The sequence below is a fragment of the Glutamicibacter sp. ZJUTW genome, assembly GCF_008370855.1.
GTDB lineage: Bacteria > Actinomycetota > Actinomycetes > Actinomycetales > Micrococcaceae > Glutamicibacter > Glutamicibacter nicotianae.
Genome location: NZ_CP043624.1, coordinates 2,315,656 through 2,337,913, shown reverse-complemented (window position 1 = coordinate 2,337,913; position 22,258 = coordinate 2,315,656). Strand labels below are relative to the sequence as shown.

The window sequence follows — 22,258 nt, the reverse complement described above, 5'->3', positions numbered from 1 at the left end:
AGCTGGATCATGCCTATAATCGCAGTACTCCGCGGGAGCCTGAATCGACCAGGCTGAGAGGGCACCGAGCCGACCGCTACACCTGATGCGGGTCATGCCGCCGTAGGAAGGATGCGTGCTCTCGTGCATGTGAATATTGTTGGCGCCGGAATCATCGGCCTGTCAGTTGCGTTCGAACTGGAATCACGGGGACATACTGCCACCCTCATCGATCCAGCACCAGGCCAAGGTGCAAGCTACGCGGCAGCCGGAATGCTGGCCCCGGCAGCTGAAACGGTCTGGGGCCATGGCCCGCTTCACGAGCTGCTTGCCGCCTCGAATGCCGCCTATCCAAAGTTCATTGAGCGCATCGAATCCGTGACCGGGCAACGCCCGGACTACCTGCAGAACTCAACCCTCGTCGTCGCGGCCGAACCGGCTGACCGCGAAGCCCTGCATGAGCTGGCCGAACTGCAAGCTTCCCTCGGCCTGTCAGCGGAAAAGCTCTTGCCCAGCCAAGCCCGCAAACTCGAACCAGCCTTGGCCGCGAATATAGCAGGCGCAGTCCTATGCCAAGATGACCACCAAGTCGACCCACGGTCAGTCGTCAAAATCCTGCTTGATCACCTGCGTGGCCGCCTGATCGAGGAGCGGGCGCAGGCGCTGGTGGGCGACGGGAGCCGAACCAACGCGGTACGCACCGCATCGGGCAAGATCCTCGAAGCGGATCAAACCATCGTGGCCACCGGACTGGGCACCATTGACGGCCTGGACCGGGTGCCGGTGCGCCCCGTATACGGAGATATTCTCCGGATCCAGGGGCCAGCCGGTCCGCCATTGATCACCCGGACCATCCGCGGCATCGTGCACCGGGAGCCGGTGTATCTCGTGCCGAGAAAGGACGGCAGCCTCGTGCTCGGAGCCAGCGTCCGGGAAGACCGCCAGCCTGCAGTGAACATCGGAGCCATGCATTTGCTGCTGGACAATGCGCGAAAGCTCATACCCGGCATCAGCGACTGCACGCTGAACGAGGCAACTGCCCGGGCCCGTCCCGCCACTCCCGATGACCGTCCGCTGCTGGGGCGCATTGACCCGGGCCTGGTGCTTAGCACCGGATACTCCCGGCACGGAGTGCTGCTGGCTCCGCTGGGCGCAACACTCACCGCTGATCTCATTCACGGCCCTGAAACCCATCCGTTGCATCAGGCTGTGAATCCACACCGCTTCGCCACAGCAACCCAGACCACCCACCGAACGGAGCAGCACCCATGAAAAGCATTGGCATCAAGTTCAATTCCCGGGAACTGAACCTGGACGAAGGAATCACCCTTCGCGAATTCATCAGCATGCAGATCGGCAAGGATCTGGATAGCAACTCGGCGGCCGTGGACGGCAGCAAGCTTGGAATAGCCGCCGCGGTCAATGGCGCTGTCATCCCGCGCAGCGCCTGGAACAGCTACACGCTGGCCGAAGGGCACAGCATCGAACTCGTTACCGCAGCCCAGGGAGGCTAGGCGTGGACACGCAAAACATCACCGAACTGGACATCAACAGCGATCCATTCCAGGTTGCAGGACGCACCTTGTCTTCGCGCTTGATCCTCGGCACCGGGGGAGCGAGTTCGCTGACCACCCTGGAAAGCGCATTGCAGGCCTCTGGAACCGAACTGACTACCGTGGCCATCCGACACTTTTCGGCGGCAGGCGAGTCCAACGTGTATGACTTGCTGCAGCGCAACAACGTGATTGCGCTGCCGAATACCGCTGGATGCTTCACCGCCCGCGACGCGATCCTCACCGCGCACCTGGCCCGCGAAGCGCTGGAAACGAACTGGATCAAGCTCGAAGTGATTGCGGACGAGCACACGTTGCTGCCTGATCCGCTGGAGCTGCACGCTGCCACCGAACAGCTGGTCGCCGACGGATTCCAGGTCTTCGCCTACACCAACGATGATCCTGCCCTTGCCCAGCGCCTCCAGGACGCCGGTGTTGCGGCCATCATGCCAGCCGGCGCACCAATCGGATCCGGCCTGGGCATCTTGAACCCGCACAATATTTCCACCATCGTCTCCCGGGCCCAGGTGCCGGTCATCCTGGATGCCGGAGTCGGCACCGCCTCTGACGCCGCCCTGGCCATGGAGCTCGGCTGCGATGCCGTGCTGCTGGCCAGTGCGGTGACCCGGGCGCACAACGCGCCGCTGATGGCGATGGCCATGAAGGATGCGGTGCGTGCAGGACGAGCCGCACGGCTCGCGGGCCGGATCCCGCGCCGCGACACCGCCCTGGCATCCTCGCCCACCGAAGGCATGATGCAGACCCTGGTCGGTGACTTCTCGTGAACCAGTCAGCATTGGTAGCCCCGGGGCCGGAGCTGGCACCGGAAGAATTGGCGCGTTATTCCCGGCATCTGTCGCTTCCCGGCGTCGGCGAAGAAGGGCAACGCAGGATCGCCAATGCCAAGGTGCTGGTAATCGGAGCCGGGGGACTGGGCAGCCCCATTGCCAGCTACCTGGTCGCCGCGGGGATCGGCACCCTCGGGGTCGTGGACCACGACACGGTTGAACTGTCCAACCTGCAACGCCAAACCATGCACAGGCAACAGGACGTAGGCCGCTTGAAGGTGGAATCGGTCCGCCGGATGGCCCACGAGCAGAACCGGAATGTCCGGGTTATCGCCGTGGATGGCAAACTGGATGAGACCGACGCAGTGGCACTTTTCAGCGACTACGACCTGGTCATCGACGGCAGCGACAACTTCGCCACGCGCTACCTGTCCAACGACGCCGCAGAAATCACCGGCACCCCACTGGTCTGGGGGACGCTGTTCCAATTCTCCGGGCAGGTGTCCGTCTTCGACCCGCGCACCGGTCCGATGCTGCGCGATCTTTTCCCTGAAATCCCTGATGCGGACTCCGTGCCCAGCTGCGCCGAGGGCGGGGTCTTTGGCGCCCTGTGCGGCGTCATCGGCTCGGTGATGTGCACCGAGGCCCTGAAGCTCATCACTGGAATCGGCACCACGCTCAGCGGAAAACTTTGGCTCTACGATGCACGGGCAGCCAGTGTGCGAACACTCAATTTTGCCAGGGACCCGCAACGCGAACCGGTGAGCCGGCTGGGCGAGTACCAGCCAGCGTCCTGCGCTGTCGATGGGCATGTTCCGGAAATTTCCGTTGAGCAACTGGCGGACCTTGAAGCGGAGGAACCGGTGCTGCTGGTGGATGTGCGTGAAGCCTGGGAACGCGAGATCATTGCGATCCCGCACAGCCAGCCCCTCCCGCTCGCGCAACTGGAAGAACAAGGACTGGGAGGGCTCGCGCAGGGTGCCTCGGCGGTCGTGTTCGTCTGCAAAACGGGTGTCCGTTCACAGCGGGCGGCGCGGATTGCCAGGCCGGATCTGCAGCCAGCCGTCCAGGTGTACAGCCTCAGCGGCGGCACCGTGGAATGGGCCAGGCAGGTTCAGGGGCAGCAGGTGGCCTACTAGCGCCCGGCCTTGCAGTGCCTGCGCTTCTTGGAGCCGGCCCAGCTCTGGCATACTTGCGCCATGGCTATGGGAATTGCGCTGGAGATCCGTGAATTGGAAATCGGCGACGAACAGCAGGCAATCGATGCCCATCATTTGATGCTTGGCGATGATTTCGAGTTCTTGCCCACCTGGACTTCCGCTGAGGCTTGGGAGGACTATGCCTACCGGATGAAGGCAGGGCGCCGTGGCGAGCACATCCCCGAAGGATGGGTTCGCTCGGCGCTGTTTGCCGCCTTCGACGACGGGGAACTGGTGGGCCGTGTATCTGTGAGGTATGAGCTCAACGAGGGCCTGCTTCATTACGGCGGGCATATCGGCTATGGTGTAGTTCCCGAGTATCGTCGCCGTGGTGTGGCACAGCAACTGTGCAGATTCGGATTGCAGGAACTGCGCGAATCAGGAATTGAGCGCGCTCTGGTTACCTGTGCTTCCGATAACATCGGTTCAAGATCGACCATTGAAAAATGCGGCGGATTGCTGGACGCCAAGCTTCCGGAAATTGAAGCCAGCCATGGCGCCGGCACGCTGCGTTTTTGGATACCTACCCAGTCGATCCGCTGAATTTCTCGCGACCGGTACATGAAATTCCTGTATGTTCTGACACAGATCAACAGACTATTAGTCTCGAGAGCGTAAACTGGATTGTTGGGTCGACTTTGGCCCCGACTCCACAGACCCAAATTCTCGAGCGGAAGTGAGCCTTCACGCATGTCAGCAAACACCATTACTCGCGATGAACTTCGCAATGTAGCCATTGTGGCGCACGTTGACCACGGCAAGACCACCCTGGTCAACGCCATGCTCCAGCAGACCGGCGCATTCGACAGCCATGGTGAAACCGAAGACCGCGTGATGGACTCAGGTGAGCTGGAACGCGAGAAGGGCATCACCATTCTTGCCAAGAACACCACCGTGTTCTACAGCGGCCCAGCGGCCGAGGGCAAGAAGATGACCATGAACATCATCGACACCCCGGGCCACGCCGACTTCGGTGGCGAGGTTGAACGCGGCCTGTCCATGGTCGACGGCGTTGTCCTGCTCGTCGACGCATCCGAGGGTCCGCTGCCGCAGACCCGCTTCGTGCTGCGCAAGGCGCTTGGCGCCAACCTGCCAGTGATCATCGTGGTCAACAAGACCGACCGCGCCGATGCCCGCATCGACGGCGTCGTCTCCGACTCCATGGATCTGCTGCTCGGCCTGGCTTCCGACCTGGCTGACGAAGCTCCGGACCTGGATCTGGATGCCATCTTGAACGTTCCCGTGGTCTTCGCTTCGGGCAAGGCCGGCTACGCATCGATGAACCAGCCAGTTGACGGCACACTGCCTGACAACGAAGATCTTGAGCCGCTGTTCGAGACCATCATCAAGCACGTTCCTGCGCCGACCTATACCGAGGGTGAAGTCCTGCAGGCCCACGTCACCAACCTTGACGCTTCGCCATTCCTCGGCCGTCTTGCACTGCTGCGCATGATCAACGGCACCCTGCGCAAGGGCCAGCAGGTCAACTGGGCACGCCAGGACGGCACCATGAAGCAGGTCAAGATCACCGAACTGCTGGCCACCCAGGGCCTGACCCGCGTTCCAGCTGAAGAAGCCGGACCGGGCGAGATCGTTGCAGTCGCCGGTATCGAAGACATCATGATCGGCGAAACCCTCACCGACCTGGAGAACCCTAAGCCGCTGCCGCTGATCACCGTTGATCCACCTGCGATCTCCATGACCATCGGCATCAACACCTCGCCACTGGCTGGCAAGGTCAAGGGCGCCAAGGTCACCGCACGCCAGGTCAAGGATCGCCTGGACAAGGAACTGATCGGCAACGTTTCGCTGAACATCCTGCCAACCGAGCGTCCAGACGCTTGGGAAGTCCAGGGTCGTGGCGAACTGGCACTGGCCATCCTCGTTGAGCAGATGCGCCGCGAAGGCTTCGAGCTGACCGTTGGCAAGCCGCAGGTTGTCACCAAGATGATCGACGGCAAGGTCCACGAGCCAATGGAGCGCATGACCATTGACGTGCCGGAAGAGTACCTGGGCGCTATCACCCAGCTGATGGCATCGCGCAAGGGCCGCATGACCGACATGGCCAACCACGGTACCGGCTGGGTTCGCATGGAATTCATGGTTCCAGCACGTGGCCTGATCGGCTTCCGCACCCGATTCATGACCGAAACCCGTGGTGCCGGCATTGCCGCTTCGCTGGCCGAAGGCTACGAGCCGTGGGCAGGCGCCATCGAGTACCGCATCAACGGCTCGATCGTGGCCGACCGTGCCGGCGTGGTGACTCCATTCGCGATGATCAACCTGCAGGAACGCATGAGCTTCTTCGTGAAGCCAACCGAAGAGGTCTACGAGGGCATGATCGTGGGCGAGAACTCGCGCGCCGATGACATGGACGTGAATATCACCAAGGAAAAGAAGCTCACCAACATGCGTGCAGCTTCCTCGGATTCCTTCGAGAACCTGACCCCGCCACGCACCCTGACCCTGGAAGAGTCGCTTGAATTCGCTCGCGAAGACGAGTGCGTTGAGGTCACCCCGGAAGCAATCCGCATCCGCAAGGTGCTGCTGAACGCCAACGACCGTGCCAAGGCCAGCCGTGCACGCGCACGCTCCTAATAATCGCAATTCCCTCGGAGGCAACTTCTCCGCGCTGTGGCGCGGTGCGGTTGCCGCCGTGGCTGCAGGATTGTTCGGCACGGCAATCCACGCCTCCATCAGCTATATCGGCAACGATTTCCCGCTGGTTTGGGGCGTGCTTGTTGCCTGGCTCCTGCTCGGAGTACTGGTGTACTGGGCTGCGGTTTCCTCCGCGAAGCTGTGGGCCGGTGCGGTGGCGTTCATCGGATGCTATGTGACTGTTGGCCTGATTTCCTATGTGGGCGACGACCAGCTGATCTTGGGCATGCAGTACTACGAGTACCTGCCCGGACCGGCGTTGGCCTCTGCACTGTGGATGTACGGAATGGTCATTCCATCGGTGATTGCCTTGCTGTGCTCCTTGCGGGTGTTGCGCAAGCAGCAACGGCAGAATTGAAAAACAGTAGGAGTTCTTCCCCAACGGGAGGAACTCCTACTGTTTTTAATAAGGTTTTGGGGAAGCGGTGACCGGCCTACTGGCCGTCACGCGCATTGCCGGTGATATCCAGATGGTGGGCCAAGAACAGCGAGGTGGCCACGCCATCGGGATCCGGGTCGCGTACTGCGTAGTCCTCGATAACCGCCCGCAGCCGGCTCATCAGTTCCTTCTGGTTTTCTTCATTGAGTTTCAGACCCAACCGGATGACCTGTATTTCCTGCGGATCAAGTCCCTCGATTTCCTGCAAGAAGGTGTCCACGAGCATCGGAGCCGCGTCGGGAATGCGGGTGCCCCAGGACTGCTTGGTGCTTCGATAGGGCACTTCTTTGGCACCGCGGTTGCCTCGGCGCGGTTCTTCCGCGGCGAGGTAGCCGTTGCTGACCAGGGTGCGCACGTGATGCAAGGACGTGGCGGGATTCAAATCCAGAATGTCCGCAATTTCCTTGTTCGTGCGTGACTCATGGAGGCACAAGCGCAAGATGCGAAGCCTCAGCGGGGAGCTGAGGGCTCGTGCTCGCGATTGGACAAGTTTATCGGAGGGCATGAAAACAGCATACGCGAAAAGTGTTAAGTGATTGGAAGATTCAAATCGCATGTCTTCCCAAGCCGGATCAAGGCAGCTGCGACCCGGATAAGTGGCATCGTGAAAATCTTGCGGCTTGCTAGGACGCTATTCGCTGCGCGGGACGCGGGGCCTGCGGCGCGCCGGAGCCTGCGGTACCCGCTTGGCGTGGGTGATCGCCGCGCGGGGGATGCGTACCAGCTCGGTGCGGGTCTGGATGCTCACCGATTCCTCGGTCACTTCCCTCAGCTCTCCCAACGCGTCGGAAAAATGTCCGCCGGCCTGGCCCTCGGCCAATCGGTAGCGGACAACTAGCCGTTCACCGGGCGTCACATCACTAAAACTAAGCATTTGGAAGCGTCATCTTTTCGTAAGAAGAATTCATTTGCACCACGGGAAGCTGAAATGTGAATGGTCGATTACGTCACAGCGCGCCGATAGGCGGTTCGATGAATGGTTATACACGACTAGACTGTAGTTTGAGCTGGTAAAGGATTCAAAGAGCATCTACTGAAACCACTAGCTCTGTTGAAACCACCCAGTGCAAGGAAAGGTCTCGGCCCTCGTGACTTACATCATCGCTCAGCCGTGCGTCGACGTGAAAGACAAGGCGTGCGTCGAAGAGTGCCCGGTAGATTGTATCTATGAAGGTGAGCGCTCGCTCTACATTCATCCGGATGAATGTGTTGACTGCGGCGCCTGCGAACCTGTCTGCCCCGTCGAAGCCATCTACTACGAAGATGATGTGCCGGACGAGTGGGCCGACTATTACAAGGCAAACGTCGACTTTTTCGACGAACTTGGATCCCCGGGCGGCGCCGCTAAAATTGGTAACACCGGCACTGACCACCCACTGATCAGCGCCTTGCCACCTCAGAACCAAGGCTAGGTTTTCACTTTCATGCTTGAACTCCCCGATTACCCCTGGAACCAGCTTGCCCCGTATCGCGAGCAAGCGTCCGCACATCCGGGGGGAGTCGTGGACCTGTCGATCGGCACGCCCATCGACAGCACGCCGCAGGTCATCCAGCAGGCGCTGGCCGACGCTGCCAACTCGCACGGCTACCCGACCACGCACGGGACCATTGAGGTCCGCCAAGCCATCGTCGACTGGTTCGCCCGCCGACGCAACGTCACCGGATTGAGCACCGATGATGTCATGCCGACGGTTGGCTCCAAGGAAATGGTGGCGTGGCTGCCGTTGTTCCTGGGCCTGGGCGCTGGCGATATCGTGGTCCGTCCCGAAATCGCCTACCCGACCTATGACATCGGTGCCCAGCTGGTCGGCGCGACCCCTATCGCCACCGACGACCTCTCGGAATTGACTGCTGAGCAGCGCGAGCGCGTGAAGCTGATCTGGGTCAACTCGCCTGGCAACCCGACCGGAAAGGTCCGCGATACCGCCCAGCTGGCAGGCATCGTGGCTCAGGCCCGCGAAATGGGTGCCGTCGTCGCCTCCGACGAGTGCTACGCGGAACTGGGGTGGGATGAATACGAGGGGCAGGTGCCCAGCATCCTGGACCCGGCGGTCAACGGTGGAAACCTCGATGACCTGTTCGCGCTGTATTCGCTGTCGAAGCAGTCCAACCTCGCCGGATACCGCGCCGCCTTCGTTGCCGGTGCTCCCAATCTGATGCCGTCTCTGGTTAATAGCCGCAAGCATGCTGGCATGATCGTTCCCGGTCCAATCCAGCACGCCATGGTGGTGGCCCTGAATGACGACGAGCATGTCGCGGCGCAGCGCGAGCTGTACCGGGCACGCCGTGACATGCTGCGGCCGGCGCTGGAGAATTTCGGCCTGGCCATCGAGGATTCGGTGGCGGGCCTGTACCTGTGGTGCACCGCTGGGCGTCCGAGCTTTGAAACCATCGGGGCGCTGGCGGAACTGGGCATCGTGGCCGGTCCCGGGGCCTTCTACGGCACCGCCGGGGAACGCCACGTGCGCGTGGCGCTGACTGCATCCGACGAACGGATCGCGGCTGCCGTTGAACGGTTGAATTCTTCCGCCAATCGGTGAAGATGACGCCCTAATTAGCTTGAATGGGTCAAATCGCGGTATGTTCTACGGTGACGACTGACCTTTCGGAACTACACGCTTTCCGGTTAGGAGATGCAATGACAGATACTACGTCTGCACAGCTACACTTTGGAGAATCCAGCCTCGAGCTGCCGGTAATTCAGGCAGCAGAGGGCAACGACGGATTCGGCGTAGCCCCACTTTTGAAGACCACCGGGAACGTGACTTACGATCCCGGCTTCATGAATACTGCGGCCACCAAGTCCGCGATTACCTACATCGACGGCGACGCAGGCATCCTGCGCTACCGCGGGTACCCAATCGAGCAGCTGGCCGAGAAGTCCAGCTTCATCGAGGTCACCTACCTGCTGATCTACGGCGAACTGCCAACTGCCGACCAGCTGGCCGAGTTCGACAACTCGTTGCGCCGCCACACCCTGTTGCACGAAGAGCTCAAGGGCTTCTTCGGCGGCTTCCCTCGCGACGCGCACCCGATGCCGGTGCTGTCCTCGGCTGTTTCGGCCCTGTCAACCTGGTACCAGGATTCGCTGGATCCGAAGGATGACGCACAGGTTGAGCGTTCGACCCTGCGCCTGCTGGCAAAGCTTCCGGTCTTGGCCGCGTACGCGCACAAGAAGTCCATTGGCCAGGCGCTGCTGTACCCGGACAACTCGATGAACATGGTCGAGAACTTCCTGCGCCTGTGCTTCGGCACCGCTGCCGAGCCGTACATCGTGGATCCAGACGTGGTCAAGGCTCTTGACCTGCTGCTGATCCTGCACGCTGACCACGAGCAGAACTGCTCGACCTCCACCGTGCGCCTGGTTGGCTCCTCGGAAGCCAACATGTTCGCTTCGGTTTCGGCAGGCATCCACGCGCTGTCCGGCCCGGCCCACGGCGGCGCCAACGAAGCCGTCCTGAAGATGCTCCGTGAAATCCAGTCTTCGGGCATGACCCCTGAAGAGTTCATGACCAAGGTCAAGAACAAGGAGGACGGCGTACGCCTGATGGGCTTCGGCCACCGCGTGTACAAGAACTACGATCCACGCGCCAAGATCATCAAGAAGACCGCTCACGACCTGCTGGCAAAGCAGGGCAAGAACGAGCTGCTTGATATCGCGATGAAGCTGGAAGAAACTGCACTGAACGATGAATACTTCATCTCGCGCAAGCTCTACCCGAACGTGGACTTCTACACCGGCCTGATCTACACCGCCATGGGCTTCCCGGAGAAGATGTTCACCGTGCTGTTCGCCATCGGCCGCCTGCCAGGCTGGATCGCGCAGTGGCGCGAAATGATCAAGGACCCGGAGCTGAAGATCGGCCGTCCACGCCAGCTGTACATGGGTGAAACCGCTCGCAACTACCCGGGCTACCAGGCCTAGGCTAGCTGCCGGATTCCTGCGGCAGGACCTGTCTTCCCACGATAGTGGGGGACAGGTCCTTCCCTGTTTTAAGCGGTATTTCGGGAGTATCCTTTGAGGCAGAGGAAACGACAAGTGTGCCGAAGAATCAGGTGGTATGCATGTACTTACGTCGTGGAAATAATTGGTCGCTGGCCATAAATACCAATCAGAATATGCTGATGGCGTTGTACCTGCGCGAACTCTCAGGCGTCCACCCCGCGGAGGCCGGACCCAATAGCCGGCTTGCTTCCAATATCAAGAACCGCAACACGATTGACGACTCGCACGGACAGCTCAAGCAGGAATGGAGTTCCTGGTGGGATTCGCTGACCGCGGTGGTGCCAGCCAGTGAACCGGAGGCCAGCGATGCACTGATCAAGCGGCTGGAAGACGAGGGCTACCCGGCCCTGGCCCGGCTGGCGCGGGCACACTACGGCCAGGCCACGGTGTTCGCCCAGCAGCATGCCCAGGACTTTGCAGAAAACAGCGGCAAGTACGTGCCGCACCGCATGGATGAGCTGGAGCGGATCCTGATTGACCACGGCGTGGAACACGATATGCAAGCCACTCGGCAGGAGATCCACCTCATTGACGTGCCCTTGGACGAGCCCAGGGCTTGGCTGACTGGCCGGGCAACCATCGTGGCCAGCACGTCGCTGCTGCGCGACTCCAAGGCTTTCCACGGCTTCATCCAGCCGATGGTGACCATCATCTTTCCCGGCGGCTAGCCGAGCAGCAAGAAACTGGGCAATAAAAACTGGCAGACCACTTTCGTGATCTGCCAGTTCGAATGCAACAGGAGAATTAGTTGGCGTGAAGCGCGCTGTTCAGCTCAACGGTCTGGCCTGCGCGCGGCAGGGCCTCAACAGTGCCGGTGATCGAATTGCGGCGGAAGAGCAGGTTTGGCACGCCGGAAAGCTCCAGTGCCTTGACCTGCTTCTCGCCCAGCACCACACGCGTGCCGGCGGTGACGTACAGGCCAGCTTCGACCACCGAGTCATCGCCGATCGAGATGCCCACACCGGCGTTTGCCCCCAGCAGCACGCGTTCGCCGATGACAATGCGTTCCTTGCCGCCACCGGACAAGGTGCCCATGATCGATGCGCCGCCTCCAACGTCCGAGCCATCGCCAACAACGACCGATGCCGAAATGCGGCCTTCCACCATCGAGGTGCCCAAGGTGCCGGCATTGAAATTGACGAACCCTTCGTGCATGACGGTGGTGCCCGAAGCCAGGTGGGCGCCGAGGCGCACACGTCCAGCGTCGGCAATGCGCACGCCGGCCGGAACCACATAGTCGACCATGCGCGGGAACTTGTCCACGCCGTACACGGTGACCGCACCACGAGCGCGCAACTTCAACCGAGTCGTTTCGAAGCCCTCGACCTGGCAAGGACCGAAATTCGTCCATACGACGTTTGCCAGATGGCCGAAGATGCCGTCGAGGTTGATGCTGTTCGGCTGGACCAGGCGGTGCGATAGCAAGTGCAGGCGCAGCCACACATCGGCGGTGTCAGCCGGAGCTACATCAAGATTAATGGTCAGTGAAACTACCTTCTGGGTGGTGCCGCGGGCTGCATCATCCTGCGCGGCGGCAGAGAGTTCACCGGAGAGCTCTTCAGCTTGGGCGAGTTCGCCCAAGACTGGAGCCGGGTACCAAACATCAAGGATCGTTCCATCGGATGCGACCGTTGCAAGGCCATGCGCTGAGGCTAAACGGACAGATGATTCGCTGGATGTCACAGATTCTGAAGTCATACACCGATCGTATCTTTGCTGACCGGAGTAACGTTGATAAATGACAAAAAAGTGAAGCTAGAGACTCAGGATGTAGCCAGCCGTGAACGAATTGGACCTGCAACAAGACGTTGCCCTGCTCACCGAGCAAATCATGAACATTGAATCCGTTTCCGGCAATGAGCAAGAGCTGGCCGACAAGGTGCACCACGCGCTGCAGCAGCTGGCGCATCTTGAGGTCCATCGGGACCAGGACGCCATCGTGGCGCGCACCAGCTTTGGCCGCGAACGCCGCGTCGTGCTGGCCGGGCATCTGGACACCGTGCCGTTGCCACGCACCGAGGGCGCCAAGGGCACCGTCCCCGCACAGGTCATCGGCGGGGTGCTCTATGGCCGCGGTGCGACGGACATGAAAGGCGGGGTTGCCGTACAGCTTGCCCTGGCGGCAGAGCTGACCGAGGCCAAATACGATGTCACCTACGTCTTCTACGACCATGAGGAAGTTGAAGCGGCCAAGTCCGGATTGGGCCGGCTGGCCAAGAACAGCCCGGAACTGCTGGAAGCTGACTTCGCGATCCTGCTGGAACCGACCAACGGCACCGTCGAAGGCGGGTGCAACGGAACCAGCCGCTTCGTCATCCGCACCCGCGGCAAGGCGGCCCATTCGGGACGCGCATGGATGGGGCATAACGCGATCCATGACGCGGGGGAGATCCTGCAGCGGCTGGCTGCCTACCAGCCCCAGAGCATCACCGTCGAAGGCCTGGACTACCGCGAGGGAATGAACGCAGTCCGCATTGCCGGCGGCATCGCGGGCAACGTGATTCCGGATTACTGCGAGGTGGAAGTGAACTACCGATTCGCCCCGGACAAGACGCTGGCCGAGGCTGAGGCCGTTGTCCGCGAGCTTTTCGCTGGCTTCGATATCGAGCGCACCGATGGCGCCGATGGAGCCAAACCGGGATTGGACCAGCAGATTGCCGCGGACCTGATCAAGGTGCTGGGCCAGGAACCCAAGCCGAAGTACGGCTGGACCGACGTGTCGCGCTTCTCGGCCTTGGGAGTTTCGGCAGTGAACTTCGGCCCAGGAGATGCGCTGCTAGCACACAGCGATGATGAGCATGTACCGCAGCAGGCTATCCGTGATTGCCTGCAGAGCCTGCGCGCGTGGCTGCGCTAGCGATCCCCTGTCACTGAGCAATTGTCGTGGCAAGAAAAAATCTCCGTACCGTGTGGTTGATGCCCAAGCGGTACGGAGATTTTTCTGTTGCGGTGGCTAGGCCTTGGGATCTTCGCGATCCTGGCCCGCTTGCGTGCCCAGATCCGCGGGGGCTCCAACCACTGCCGCCGGGTTGGCGGCTGCAGTCTTGTCCTTCTTCACCCGGCTGCTCAAGCGGCGCGAGACGATCACTGCCAGCTTGCTCAGGGTGAAGTTGATGATGATGAAGATCGCCGCCGCCACGATCAGAGCCTGCAGCACATTGCCGTTCGGCGAGGAGTAGGTGCGGGCGAAGAACAGCAGCTCGTTGAAGCTGATGATGTAGCCCAGGGCCGAGTCCTTCAAGATCACCACGAACTGGCCGATCAGCGCTGGCAGCATGGCCACCAGTGCCTGCGGAATCTCGATGTAGCGCAAGGACTTGCCGCGGGTCAGGCCGATCGCGATACCGGCTTCGCGTTGGCCCTTGGGCAGATTGTGCACTCCGGAACGGACCAGCTCCGCAACGACCGAGCCGTTGTAGAAGATCAGTGCCGCGACCACGGCCCACATCGCGGTATCTCCTGGCAGCTGCAACGAGCGGGAGAAGAAGACGTTGAAGAACACGATCATCAGCAGCACTGGAACCGCACGGAAGAATTCGACAATCACGGTGGATACACCGTTGATCAGCTTGTTCTGCGCCAGGCGTCCAACACCGAAGATCAGGCCGAATATCACCGAACCGACAATGCCGAAGATGGCGGCCTTGACGGTGTTCCACAAGCCGGGCAGCAAGTAGTTCTTCCAGGTGCTCGACTCGATGAAGTCATCCCACTGGGAAGCCTGCATCTGGTCCTTGGCGGCGAGGCCCAAAATGATCCAAGCAACGATGCCCAGGGCAATCAGGGCACCGATGATGTTGACAGCCAGGATGCGGCGCCGGGCCTTGGGCCCGGGCGTATCGAAAAGAATCGAGGCGCTCATCGTGCCACCGCCAGTTTCTTCGAAGCCCACGTGGTCAGCAGGCCCACCGGAATAACGATGATCACGAAACCCACCGCGAAGGTCAAGAAGATCGGGATGACGATATCGGCACGGAACTCGATCATGGTCTTCATGACCGAGGAGGATTCGGTGGCTACCGAACCGACCGCCGCGACCGTGGAGTTCTTGATCAAGGCGATCAGGGTGTTGCCCAGCGGCACGATGGCTCCGCGGAAGGCCTGCGGCAAGATCACCATGCGTGCTGCGGGCAAGAAGCTCAAACCGATGGCACGGGCAGCTTCCGCCTGTCCCAGCGGAACCGTGTTCACGCCGGAACGGATGGCTTCGCACACGAACGCCGCGTGGTAGACCGCAAGGCCAAGGACGGCCAAGCGGAAGAAGTTGTTCTGGAAGTCTGAGCTGAGCACGAATCCGAGCTGGCCATAGAGCGCCAGCACGCAGAACAGGATGATGATGGTCAGCGGCGTATTGCGGATCAAGTTGACGTAGCTGGTGCCAATGGCCTGGAAGCTCCCTACGGGGGAGATGCGCAGCAGGGCCAGAATAGTGCCCAGAACGAGGGCGCCAATGGCAGCCCAGAACGTTAGTTGGATATTGACCCAGAAAGCTCCGGGAATGTCGTACTCAGTGAATATGGATAAATAGTTCTCCACTGCAAGCCTCTGTCTCGATGGCCGGAAGACCGGCCAAGTGGCTATGGGTCCGATACCTGCATCAGCCGGTTACCGGAGTAACGCAGATTGCAGATGGGGGCCAAACACGCTGCGTTTGACCCCCATCGCATCAGGTCCTGCTAGGCGCAGGAATCCGAAAGGGTTGGCGGGTTGGTCTCAGCGTTTGGCTTGTAGCCGGTGCCTTCGGTGTTCTTGTCCAGGGCCTTCTGCCATTCGCCGGACTCGATCATCTTGGTGATGGCCGCGTTGATGTCGGCGCACTTGTCGGTGCCATCAGGCAGGCCCACACCGTAGTTCTCTTCCGAGAACGGCGCGCCAACAACCTTGAACTTGCCCTTGTAGGCTGGCTGCGCAGCCAGGCCGGCGAGGATGATGTCATCGGTGGTCACCGCGTCAATGGTGCCGCCGCTCATCTGGGTGGTGCACTCTGCGTAGCCCGGAAGCTCCTGCAGGTTGGTGTTCTGGGCGTAGTTGTCCTTGACCTTCTGGGCCGAGGTGGAACCGGTGACCGAGCAGAGGTTCTTGCCGTCAAGATCCTCCGGGCCGGCAATATCCGAGTCGGCTGGAACCAGCAGGTCCTGGCCGGCGACGAAGTACGGACCGGCGAAGTCGACGACCTTGTTGCGCTCATCGGTGATCGAGTAGGTTGCGAAGATCATGTCGACCTGGTCGTTCTGCAGCATGGTCTCGCGGTTGGCGGACGGTGCCGAAATGAATTCGATCTGATCCTCGGTGTAACCCAATTCGTTGGCTACGTACTTGGCGACGTCCACATCGAAACCGGTGTAGTTATCGCCGTCCTTGAAGCCGAGGCCTGGCTGGTCGAATTTGATGCCGATGCGGATCTTGTCGCCGTCGGCTTCGCTGTCGCCGGAGCCGCCGCATGAAGTCAGGGCCAGGGCCGCGACGGCCGCCATTGCGGCTACTGTACCGAAACGAGTCTTGCGCATTGTTCCTCCTAGTGGATGCGTGATGATGAAATCAGTGGTTGGTAATCAGCTTGCCAAGGAAGTCCTTGGCACGGTCGGATTTGGGATTGGTGAAGAATTCTTCCGGTGCGGCCTGCTCGACGATCTGGCCGTCGGCCATGAAGATCACGCGATCCGCGGCTTTCCGCGCGAAGCCCATCTCATGGGTGACCACGAGCATGGTCATGCCTTCCTTCGCCAGTTCGACCATGGTGTCCAAGACCTCGTTGATCATTTCCGGGTCCAGGGCGCTGGTCGGTTCGTCGAAGAGCATGACCTTCGGCTTCATGGCTAGCGCGCGGGCGATCGCCACGCGCTGCTGCTGGCCGCCGGAAAGCTGTGCCGGCAGCTTGCCGGCCTGGTTGGCCACGCCGACCCGCTCCAGCAACTGCATTGCCAAGTTCTTCGCTTCGTCTTTCTTCATGCCCTTGACCTTGATCGGTCCGAGGGTCACGTTTTCCAAGATCGACTTGTGGGCGAAGAGGTTGAACGACTGGAAGACCATGCCGACATCTGCACGCAGATTGGCCAGCGCCTTGCCTTCTTCGGGAAGGGTCTTGCCGTCAATCTTGATGGTGCCTTCGTCGATGGTTTCAAGCCGGTTGATGGCGCGGCATAACGTCGACTTGCCCGAGCCGGAAGGGCCGAGGATTACAACAACCTCGCCCTTGGTGACTTCGAGATTGATGTCGTTGAGCACATGCAGCGCGCCGTAGTGCTTATTGACCCCAGTCAGCTGGACGATAGGGCCGTCAGAAGAAGCCTGAGCCTGATGATCGCTTTTCATGCTGTAGACATTACTTGATGTGACGTCGACTATGCGAGCCTTCGACCACGTCACACCGAGTTGTTATCAAACTGTTCTTCAATCAGCGGTAGGTCACATCCAAGGATGTGCAGAACTAACCGATAGAGTGAAGGCATGGTTCATCAGCGTAAGAGTGAAGAAAATGCCCGGCTCGGGCAAAAGCGCCACATCGAAGCGAGCTGGCCAGGGAAGCAGCCAGAAGACCAGCTTGACCACTATCTCCTGGACAGTCCGCAGGCAGATGTCACGCACACCGATGTGTGGCGCGTGCTGCGGATCCAATCGGAATTCGTCAGCGGTTTTGGAACCATGGCCGATACCGGACCCGCCATCGCAGTTTTCGGTTCGGCGCGCACCGACCGGAACAGCCCTTACTACGCGATGGCCGAGCGTGTCGGCAGCCGCCTGGCTGAGGAAGGCATCACCACGATCACCGGTGGCGGCCCTGGTGCAATGGAAGCCGCCAACAAGGGTGCCGCGGAGAAGGGCGGGATCTCGGTGGGCCTGGGAATTGAGCTTCCCTTCGAGACCGGACTGAATGCCTCGGTGAACAAGGGCCTGAACTTCCGCTACTTCTTCGTGCGCAAGACGATGTTCGTGAAGTACTCGCAGGGCTTCATTGTGCTGCCTGGCGGTTTCGGCACCCTTGATGAACTCTTCGAAGCTCTGACCCTTGTGCAGACCAAGAAGATCACCAGCTTCCCGATCGTGCTTGTGGGCAGCGAGTACTGGGGAGGCTTGGTCGACTGGATGGCCAGCACGCTCGTTGCCGAAGGCACCATATCGCCGGCTGATATGGATCTGTTCACGATCACCGATGACCCCGATGAAGCGGTGGATCTGGTGCTGCGCGCGCATCAGGAAAACCAGAAGGTCGGCAACTTGGCGAAGGGGCAGTAACCGATGCCAACGCTCCTGATTGCCATTGCGGTATTGCTGGTCGGCGCGGTCGCGCTGCTGCTCTCCAGCCAGCGGAAGAACGTGCCAGCCGGCCGCCACTTCGAATCCACCGGGGAGGCCATCACCGGATTGGTCGAGCACCAGGCATCGCTGCCACCGGTGCTGCTGCCCAAGAATCCGCGCGCCGAGGACGTGGACAAGGTGCGCTTCTCCCTGGGCTTGCGCGGCTACCGTTGCGACCAGGTCGATGATGTGCTCGATGTCCTGGCGGCCGAAATCACCAACCTTGAGAATACGATTCGTGATCTGGAGTCACGGCGTGTGATTAGCGACACGAACGAAAATTAGTAATAATAAGAGATAAGTGTCCCAACTCAGCCGGGATTCCTTGCTGAGGATGGACTAGGCATTCGGTTGCATGCGTGGCACGCGCCAACGCATGCGTTAGCCACAGACGAAGGGAACAGCTTAATGGCTGCTATGAAGCCACGCACCGGTGACGGGCCAATGGAAGTCGCTAAGGAAGGGCGCAGCCTCATCTTGCGCCTGCCAATCGACGGAGGCGGACGACTGGTGGTCGAGTTGAGCAACGACGAGGCAACCGAATTGCGCGAGTGCCTGCTCAAGGTCACCGAGTAGGGTTGCTCAAGTTACAGCTTGGCCGCACGAGGTGCTCGTGCGGCAAATGAGGACCGGCAGAAATGTCGGTCCTTCGTTTTGCCTGAAAATGGCTGCTAGCGCCGCGTGGCCGGCTTGGCAGGCAGGACAGTTGCCACGAACAATCCCTGCTCGGTGGGGAGAAGGTGCGTTTGCAGCCGCGGATCCTCTCGCATCATGCGCAGTGCATCTCGGGTCGTGACGGTGGAAGTCCATCGCACCGCGGGCTTGGCCAGGCGGTGCTCGTCGAAGGCATTGTTCACGATGATCACGCCGCCGGTTCCCACCAGCCGCTTGGCTTCTGCTACATATTCGAGCAGCAGTTCGGCGCCGGCATCGATGAGCACCAGGTCGTAGGCGTGGTCCGCCAAGCGCGAGAGGACGTTCTCCGCGCGCTCATTGATGATGCGGGCGCGGGCCGAAGGGATTGACGAGTCGCGCAGGCCCTGACGCATCGCATTGGCGTGTTCCAGATCCGGTTCGATCGCGGTCAGCGTCATGACGCTGCCCATGGCTTCCAGCATTGCCAAGGACGCGACACCCACGCCGGAACCGATTTCCACGACGTTGCGCGGCTGGCGCAGGGTGCACAGCAGCTGCAGCATTGAGCGGCCCGCCGGGTCAATGCACCGCACGCCCAGGTCTTCCGCGCGCTCGCGAACCGCGGCGACATGCTCCGGCTCGTTGACGTGGGTCTGGGCGTAGGTCCAGCTCGCAAAGAGTTCTGGATTCATCGAAGGCATCTGCGGTGGTCCTCAAAAGTTGAATTGGCGTGGCCAGTATCAATCGTACCTACGCCGTTACCCGAAATTGTTGAACTTGCAGGTTCTCGCGCAGAGGATTCTTAGCTTCAGCTCAGCTTCCCATTTCATACTTGGAGTGTGAACAATGCACGAAGTGAATCTGTTTCTGCCGCTGCGACTGGCGAAACCGCGACCCCGACCTGGGACCAGATGGTCCAGGAGCATGGGCAGCGGGTTTTCCGTTTGGCCTACCGGTTGACTGGCAACCGCCAGGATGCCGAGGACCTTTCCCAAGAGGCATTTGTTCGCGCGTTCAAGGCACTGGAGAACTACACCCCGGGAACCATGGGCGGGTGGCTGCACCGCATCACCACCAATCTGTTCCTGGACCAGGCGCGGCGCAAGAGCAAAATCCGCTTCGACCGTTTCGCCGAGGGAAGCGAAGACCGGATGCCCGGTACCGCGGTGACCCCGGAACGCTATTTCGAATTCAACAACCTGGATGTCGACGTGCAAGAGGCCTTGCGCGCCCTGTCCCCGGAGTTCCGTGCGGCGATTGTCCTGTGCGATATGGAAGGCTTCTCCTACGAGGAAGTCTCGCGCATATTGGACGTGAAGCTAGGCACGGTGCGCTCGCGGATCCACCGTGGCCGAGCCATGCTGCGAGACGCGCTGGCTCACCGCAATCCGGCAAATCGCCCAGCCAAGACCATGTCGTTGCCACGCATCCCGCGAGGCCTGCGCGCCGCAAGCTAACCCCGTTCACCGGGTGTTCACCGTTGGCATGGCGCGGTGACTTCGTCAGTGGCTCTGGAACAAGGTAATCTTCTTACGTGGATCTTTTTGGTATTAATGGTGGCGAGTTTGTCGTTCTCGCCGTGCTTGCGGTCGTCATTCTGGGCCCCGAAAAGCTTCCCGAGTACGCCAAGAAGCTAGCGAACCTGGTCAAGGAAGTGCGGCGCATGGCCAATGGGGCCAAGGAGCAGCTGCGCGAGGAAGTCGGCGACGAAGTTGCCGATATCGACTGGAAGAAGCTGGACCCGCGCCAGTATGATCCTCGCCGAATCATCAAGGAAGCGCTTATCGATGAATTCGATGACGCCGTGAATGTTGCCAAGGGCGCCCCCGCCAAGACGGTGGCACCGGCTCCGGTGCGAACCGCGGTCCCTTCCATCACCACGCAGCAGCAGCTGGGCGCCAATGAACCGGCTCCGTTCGACTCCGAAGCAACCTAAGCCTGCAACCCACCTTAGAAAGTCATTGGCAGCGATCGCCCGGCAAGTCCGCGCGGTCGCTGTTCCAGTTTTCCTGCAAGCTCCCGCATCGCCGCGGCGGCAGGAGCATCCGGGGTGCTGAGCACCACCGGCTGGCCTTGATCCGAGCCCACGCGTACGGATTCTTCCAATGGAATCTGGGCCAGCAGCTCCACCGGATATCCCAGTTGCTGGCTCAGCGAGTCGCTGAGCTTGGCGCCGCCGCCGGAACCGAAGACCTCCATGCGCGTGCCGTCGGGCAGCTGCAGGAAGCTCATGTTCTCCACCACGCCGATCACCTTCTGCTTGGTCTGCAAGGCGATGGTGCCGGCGCGTTCGGCAACCTCTGTCGCAGTGGACTGCGGGGTGGTGATCACCAGGAGCTCGCTATTGGGCAGCAGCTGGGAAACTGAGATCGCCATGTCCCCGGTGCCGGGCGGCAGGTCGAGGAACAGGTAGTCCAGGTCGCCGAAGTAGACATCCGAAAGGAACTGTTCCAAGGCGCGGTGCAGCATCGGTCCACGCCAGATCACCGGCTGGTTGGAATCCAGGAACATGCCAATGGAAATAACCTTCACCCCGTGCGCTACCGGAGGCAAGATCATCTCATCCACCCGGGTGGGGTTCTGCGAGATTCCCATCAACGAGGGAATGGAGAAGCCGTGCACATCGGCGTCGATCAGTCCGACCTTCAGCCCCTGGGCTGCCAGCTGGCAGGCAAGATTCGCGGTCAGCGACGACTTGCCGACTCCGCCCTTGCCGCTGGCCACCGCGATCACCCGGGTCAAGGACGCAGGGTCGGAGAACGGCGTGCGGCGGCTGGCCAGGGACTCGCGCAACGCTGCCCGCTGGTGCGGATCCATGACACCCAGCTGCACCTCGACGTGCTGCACGCCGGCGACGGCCAGCAGGGCCGCGGTGGCGTCCTGCTCGATGGTGGAGCGCATCGGGCAACCGGCGATGGTCAGCAAGATTTTCACCGTGGCCGTGCCATCGGCCAATTCAGCGGATTCCACCATGCCCAATTCGGTGATGGGCCGGCGAAGCTCCGGGTCGTTGACTTGTGCGAGGGCGGCGAGGAGTTCTGGGGTGTTGCTCAATGCTCAGTGGTTCTTCCGGTGCTGGCTCTGCTGGGGCTTGACGGTTTCGATCATCCCGGTTTGCGGCTGGGAGTTCTTGTTGCCGCCTTTTTTCTTGGCGCGCAGGTGCAGCTCTTCGCCGTCGGTGGTTTCCAGCAGCTCTTCAAGGACATTGCGCAATTCTGAACGGACGTAGTCGCGGGTGGCGACATCGCGCAGGGCCAGACGCAGGGAAGCCAGCTCGCGGGTCAGGTACTCGGTGTCGTACAGGTTGCGTTCTGCACGGGCGCGGTCCTCGGACAGCGAGACGCGGTCGCGGTCATCCTGGCGGTTCTGCGCCAGCAGCAGCAGCGGAGCCGCGTAGGAAGCCTGCAGGGAAAGCATCAGCGTCAGCGCGGTGAAGCCGATGGTGGCATCGTCGAAACGCCAATTGATGGGCGCGACCGAATTCCAGATCAGCCAGAAGGCGCAGAATACCGTCATGTACAGCAGGAACTGCGGGGTGCCCATGAAGCGGGCGAACTTCTCCGTGGCCGAACCGAAGAGGTCGGGGTTCGGGGAGAACCTCGGCCAGAAGCGTTGCCGTGCTGCAAGCGGGGTATCCAGGCCATTACTCTTGCGCTGCTCAGCCATAGCTGGAACTCCTTTGCTGCTGATGGGTAGTTGGGGCG

The 22,258-nt window shown here is 61.0% G+C and carries 27 protein-coding genes and 1 riboswitch; of the genes, 17 read left to right on the top strand and 10 right to left on the bottom strand.

Annotation, left to right across the window (positions count from 1 at the left end):
- The first annotated feature begins 21 nt into the window (after positions 1–21).
- Positions 22–126, top strand: a riboswitch (TPP riboswitch).
- From thiO to F0M17_RS10935, 7 genes are all read left to right on the top strand, one after another.
- Positions 124–1,251, top strand: coding sequence for a glycine oxidase ThiO (thiO, locus tag F0M17_RS10965; protein WP_168202004.1), 1,128 nt, complete (start codon positions 124–126; stop codon positions 1,249–1,251). (Overlaps the previous riboswitch by 3 nt.)
- On the top strand, positions 1,248–1,493 hold the full coding sequence (thiS, locus tag F0M17_RS10960; protein WP_052253651.1) for a sulfur carrier protein ThiS: 246 nt from the start codon (positions 1,248–1,250) through the stop codon (positions 1,491–1,493). Before thiO ends, thiS begins: the two co-directional genes overlap by 4 nt.
- Positions 1,494–1,495: 2 nt before the next feature.
- Positions 1,496–2,317: a thiazole synthase gene (locus tag F0M17_RS10955; protein WP_073705957.1), complete on the top strand. Its 822-nt coding sequence runs from the start codon at positions 1,496–1,498 to the stop codon at positions 2,315–2,317.
- On the top strand, positions 2,314–3,459 hold the full coding sequence (locus F0M17_RS10950) for a ThiF family adenylyltransferase (RefSeq protein WP_149597108.1): 1,146 nt from the start codon (positions 2,314–2,316) through the stop codon (positions 3,457–3,459). The genes F0M17_RS10955 and F0M17_RS10950 overlap by 4 nt, the downstream gene beginning before the upstream one ends.
- Positions 3,460–3,552: 93 nt before the next feature.
- Positions 3,553–4,062: a GNAT family N-acetyltransferase gene (locus tag F0M17_RS10945; RefSeq protein WP_210416635.1), complete on the top strand. Its 510-nt coding sequence runs from the start codon at positions 3,553–3,555 to the stop codon at positions 4,060–4,062.
- A gap of 147 nt (positions 4,063–4,209) precedes the next feature.
- Positions 4,210–6,117: a translational GTPase TypA gene (gene typA, locus F0M17_RS10940; RefSeq protein ID WP_066140514.1), complete on the top strand. Its 1,908-nt coding sequence runs from the start codon at positions 4,210–4,212 to the stop codon at positions 6,115–6,117.
- Entirely contained in the window at positions 6,098–6,535 is a 438-nt protein-coding gene (locus F0M17_RS10935) for a hypothetical protein (protein ID WP_038990620.1), read from the top strand. Before typA ends, F0M17_RS10935 begins: the two co-directional genes overlap by 20 nt.
- Before the next feature lie 76 nt (positions 6,536–6,611).
- On the opposite strand, the gene F0M17_RS10930 is transcribed toward F0M17_RS10935, so the two are convergent.
- Together F0M17_RS10930 and F0M17_RS10925 are read right to left on the bottom strand one after the other, a co-directional pair.
- Complete coding sequence (locus tag F0M17_RS10930) at positions 6,612–7,121, bottom strand: helix-turn-helix domain-containing protein (protein ID WP_073705959.1); 510 nt, start codon at positions 7,119–7,121, stop codon at positions 6,612–6,614.
- Positions 7,122–7,247: 126 nt separating this feature from the next.
- The gene (locus F0M17_RS10925; RefSeq protein WP_066140506.1) at positions 7,248–7,490 is read right to left on the bottom strand and encodes a hypothetical protein; all 243 of its coding nucleotides are present in this window, start codon (positions 7,488–7,490) and stop codon (positions 7,248–7,250) included.
- Positions 7,491–7,704: 214 nt separating this feature from the next.
- Between F0M17_RS10925 and fdxA the strand changes: the two genes are divergently transcribed.
- The 4 genes from fdxA to F0M17_RS10905 all read left to right on the top strand — a co-directional run bounded on the left by fdxA (position 7,705) and on the right by F0M17_RS10905 (position 11,290).
- Positions 7,705–8,028, top strand: coding sequence for a ferredoxin (gene fdxA, locus F0M17_RS10920; protein WP_013349521.1), 324 nt, complete (start codon positions 7,705–7,707; stop codon positions 8,026–8,028).
- A gap of 12 nt (positions 8,029–8,040) precedes the next feature.
- Positions 8,041–9,156 (top strand): succinyldiaminopimelate transaminase, encoded by a 1,116-nt coding sequence (dapC, locus tag F0M17_RS10915; protein ID WP_038990616.1) that lies wholly within the window; start codon positions 8,041–8,043, stop codon positions 9,154–9,156.
- A gap of 98 nt (positions 9,157–9,254) precedes the next feature.
- The gene (locus F0M17_RS10910; protein ID WP_038990615.1) at positions 9,255–10,541 is read left to right on the top strand and encodes a citrate synthase; all 1,287 of its coding nucleotides are present in this window, start codon (positions 9,255–9,257) and stop codon (positions 10,539–10,541) included.
- A 140-nt stretch (positions 10,542–10,681) separates the two neighbouring features.
- Positions 10,682–11,290 (top strand): hypothetical protein, encoded by a 609-nt coding sequence (locus F0M17_RS10905; RefSeq protein WP_149597107.1) that lies wholly within the window; start codon positions 10,682–10,684, stop codon positions 11,288–11,290.
- Between the two features lie 76 nt (positions 11,291–11,366).
- On the opposite strand, the gene dapD is transcribed toward F0M17_RS10905, so the two are convergent.
- Entirely contained in the window at positions 11,367–12,320 is a 954-nt protein-coding gene (gene dapD / locus F0M17_RS10900) for a 2,3,4,5-tetrahydropyridine-2,6-dicarboxylate N-succinyltransferase (protein WP_038990612.1), read from the bottom strand.
- 82 nt (positions 12,321–12,402) lie between these two features.
- Here dapD and dapE point away from each other — a divergent pair, with 82 nt between their 5' ends.
- On the top strand, positions 12,403–13,479 hold the full coding sequence (gene dapE, locus F0M17_RS10895; RefSeq protein WP_149597106.1) for a succinyl-diaminopimelate desuccinylase: 1,077 nt from the start codon (positions 12,403–12,405) through the stop codon (positions 13,477–13,479).
- Positions 13,480–13,575: 96 nt separating this feature from the next.
- Here the strand turns inward: dapE and F0M17_RS10890 are convergent, their stop codons facing one another.
- The 4 genes from F0M17_RS10890 to F0M17_RS10875 form a co-directional block, all read right to left on the bottom strand.
- On the bottom strand, positions 13,576–14,484 hold the full coding sequence (locus F0M17_RS10890; RefSeq protein WP_141356692.1) for an amino acid ABC transporter permease: 909 nt from the start codon (positions 14,482–14,484) through the stop codon (positions 13,576–13,578).
- Positions 14,481–15,158, bottom strand: a complete 678-nt coding sequence (locus F0M17_RS10885) for an amino acid ABC transporter permease (protein WP_038990609.1) — start codon at positions 15,156–15,158, stop codon at positions 14,481–14,483. The genes F0M17_RS10890 and F0M17_RS10885 overlap by 4 nt, the downstream gene beginning before the upstream one ends.
- A gap of 140 nt (positions 15,159–15,298) precedes the next feature.
- Complete coding sequence (locus F0M17_RS10880; RefSeq protein WP_149597105.1) at positions 15,299–16,129, bottom strand: glutamate ABC transporter substrate-binding protein; 831 nt, start codon at positions 16,127–16,129, stop codon at positions 15,299–15,301.
- A gap of 31 nt (positions 16,130–16,160) precedes the next feature.
- Positions 16,161–16,892: an amino acid ABC transporter ATP-binding protein gene (locus tag F0M17_RS10875; protein WP_190265201.1), complete on the bottom strand. Its 732-nt coding sequence runs from the start codon at positions 16,890–16,892 to the stop codon at positions 16,161–16,163.
- A 177-nt stretch (positions 16,893–17,069) separates the two neighbouring features.
- Between F0M17_RS10875 and F0M17_RS10870 the strand changes: the two genes are divergently transcribed.
- The 3 genes from F0M17_RS10870 to F0M17_RS10860 all read left to right on the top strand — a co-directional run bounded on the left by F0M17_RS10870 (position 17,070) and on the right by F0M17_RS10860 (position 18,494).
- Complete coding sequence (locus F0M17_RS10870) at positions 17,070–17,855, top strand: TIGR00730 family Rossman fold protein (RefSeq protein WP_128469961.1); 786 nt, start codon at positions 17,070–17,072, stop codon at positions 17,853–17,855.
- A 3-nt stretch (positions 17,856–17,858) separates the two neighbouring features.
- Positions 17,859–18,203 (top strand): DivIVA domain-containing protein, encoded by a 345-nt coding sequence (locus tag F0M17_RS10865; protein WP_038990606.1) that lies wholly within the window; start codon positions 17,859–17,861, stop codon positions 18,201–18,203.
- A gap of 123 nt (positions 18,204–18,326) precedes the next feature.
- Entirely contained in the window at positions 18,327–18,494 is a 168-nt protein-coding gene (locus tag F0M17_RS10860) for a DUF3117 domain-containing protein (protein ID WP_149597103.1), read from the top strand.
- 95 nt (positions 18,495–18,589) lie between these two features.
- Here the strand turns inward: F0M17_RS10860 and F0M17_RS10855 are convergent, their stop codons facing one another.
- Positions 18,590–19,255, bottom strand: a complete 666-nt coding sequence (locus tag F0M17_RS10855) for an O-methyltransferase (protein WP_149597102.1) — start codon at positions 19,253–19,255, stop codon at positions 18,590–18,592.
- A 138-nt stretch (positions 19,256–19,393) separates the two neighbouring features.
- Here F0M17_RS10855 and sigE point away from each other — a divergent pair, with 138 nt between their 5' ends.
- A complete protein-coding gene (gene sigE / locus F0M17_RS10850) occupies positions 19,394–20,011 on the top strand; it encodes an RNA polymerase sigma factor SigE (RefSeq protein WP_038990605.1) in 618 nt (205 codons plus the stop codon).
- A gap of 77 nt (positions 20,012–20,088) precedes the next feature.
- A complete protein-coding gene (locus F0M17_RS10845; protein ID WP_038990604.1) occupies positions 20,089–20,490 on the top strand; it encodes a sec-independent translocase in 402 nt (133 codons plus the stop codon).
- A 14-nt stretch (positions 20,491–20,504) separates the two neighbouring features.
- Here F0M17_RS10845 and F0M17_RS10840 read toward each other — a convergent pair whose 3' ends face one another.
- A complete protein-coding gene (locus F0M17_RS10840; protein ID WP_121867065.1) occupies positions 20,505–21,608 on the bottom strand; it encodes an Mrp/NBP35 family ATP-binding protein in 1,104 nt (367 codons plus the stop codon).
- Between the two features lie 3 nt (positions 21,609–21,611).
- The gene (locus F0M17_RS10835; RefSeq protein WP_073705968.1) at positions 21,612–22,220 is read right to left on the bottom strand and encodes a DUF1003 domain-containing protein; all 609 of its coding nucleotides are present in this window, start codon (positions 22,218–22,220) and stop codon (positions 21,612–21,614) included.
- Positions 22,221–22,258: the final 38 nt, after the last annotated feature.

Excerpts from the sequence above, each read along its gene's own strand:
- thiS (WP_052253651.1), top strand. The coding sequence starts at position 1,248 with ATGAAAAGCATTGGCATCAAGTTCAATTCCCGGGAACTGAACCTGGAC.
- typA (WP_066140514.1), top strand. The coding sequence starts at position 4,210 with ATGTCAGCAAACACCATTACTCGCGATGAACTTCGCAATGTAGCCATT.
- F0M17_RS10930 (WP_073705959.1), bottom strand. The coding sequence starts at position 7,121 with ATGCCCTCCGATAAACTTGTCCAATCGCGAGCACGAGCCCTCAGCTCC.
- F0M17_RS10925 (WP_066140506.1), bottom strand. The coding sequence starts at position 7,490 with ATGCTTAGTTTTAGTGATGTGACGCCCGGTGAACGGCTAGTTGTCCGC.
- dapC (WP_038990616.1), top strand. The coding sequence starts at position 8,041 with ATGCTTGAACTCCCCGATTACCCCTGGAACCAGCTTGCCCCGTATCGC.
- F0M17_RS10910 (WP_038990615.1), top strand. The coding sequence starts at position 9,255 with ATGACAGATACTACGTCTGCACAGCTACACTTTGGAGAATCCAGCCTC.
- F0M17_RS10905 (WP_149597107.1), top strand. The coding sequence starts at position 10,682 with ATGTACTTACGTCGTGGAAATAATTGGTCGCTGGCCATAAATACCAAT.
- dapD (WP_038990612.1), bottom strand. The coding sequence starts at position 12,320 with ATGACTTCAGAATCTGTGACATCCAGCGAATCATCTGTCCGTTTAGCC.
- F0M17_RS10890 (WP_141356692.1), bottom strand. The coding sequence starts at position 14,484 with ATGAGCGCCTCGATTCTTTTCGATACGCCCGGGCCCAAGGCCCGGCGC.
- F0M17_RS10880 (WP_149597105.1), bottom strand. The coding sequence starts at position 16,129 with ATGCGCAAGACTCGTTTCGGTACAGTAGCCGCAATGGCGGCCGTCGCG.
- F0M17_RS10870 (WP_128469961.1), top strand. The coding sequence starts at position 17,070 with ATGGTTCATCAGCGTAAGAGTGAAGAAAATGCCCGGCTCGGGCAAAAG.
- F0M17_RS10865 (WP_038990606.1), top strand. The coding sequence starts at position 17,859 with ATGCCAACGCTCCTGATTGCCATTGCGGTATTGCTGGTCGGCGCGGTC.
- F0M17_RS10860 (WP_149597103.1), top strand. The coding sequence starts at position 18,327 with ATGGCTGCTATGAAGCCACGCACCGGTGACGGGCCAATGGAAGTCGCT.
- F0M17_RS10855 (WP_149597102.1), bottom strand. The coding sequence starts at position 19,255 with ATGCCTTCGATGAATCCAGAACTCTTTGCGAGCTGGACCTACGCCCAG.
- F0M17_RS10835 (WP_073705968.1), bottom strand. The coding sequence starts at position 22,220 with ATGGCTGAGCAGCGCAAGAGTAATGGCCTGGATACCCCGCTTGCAGCA.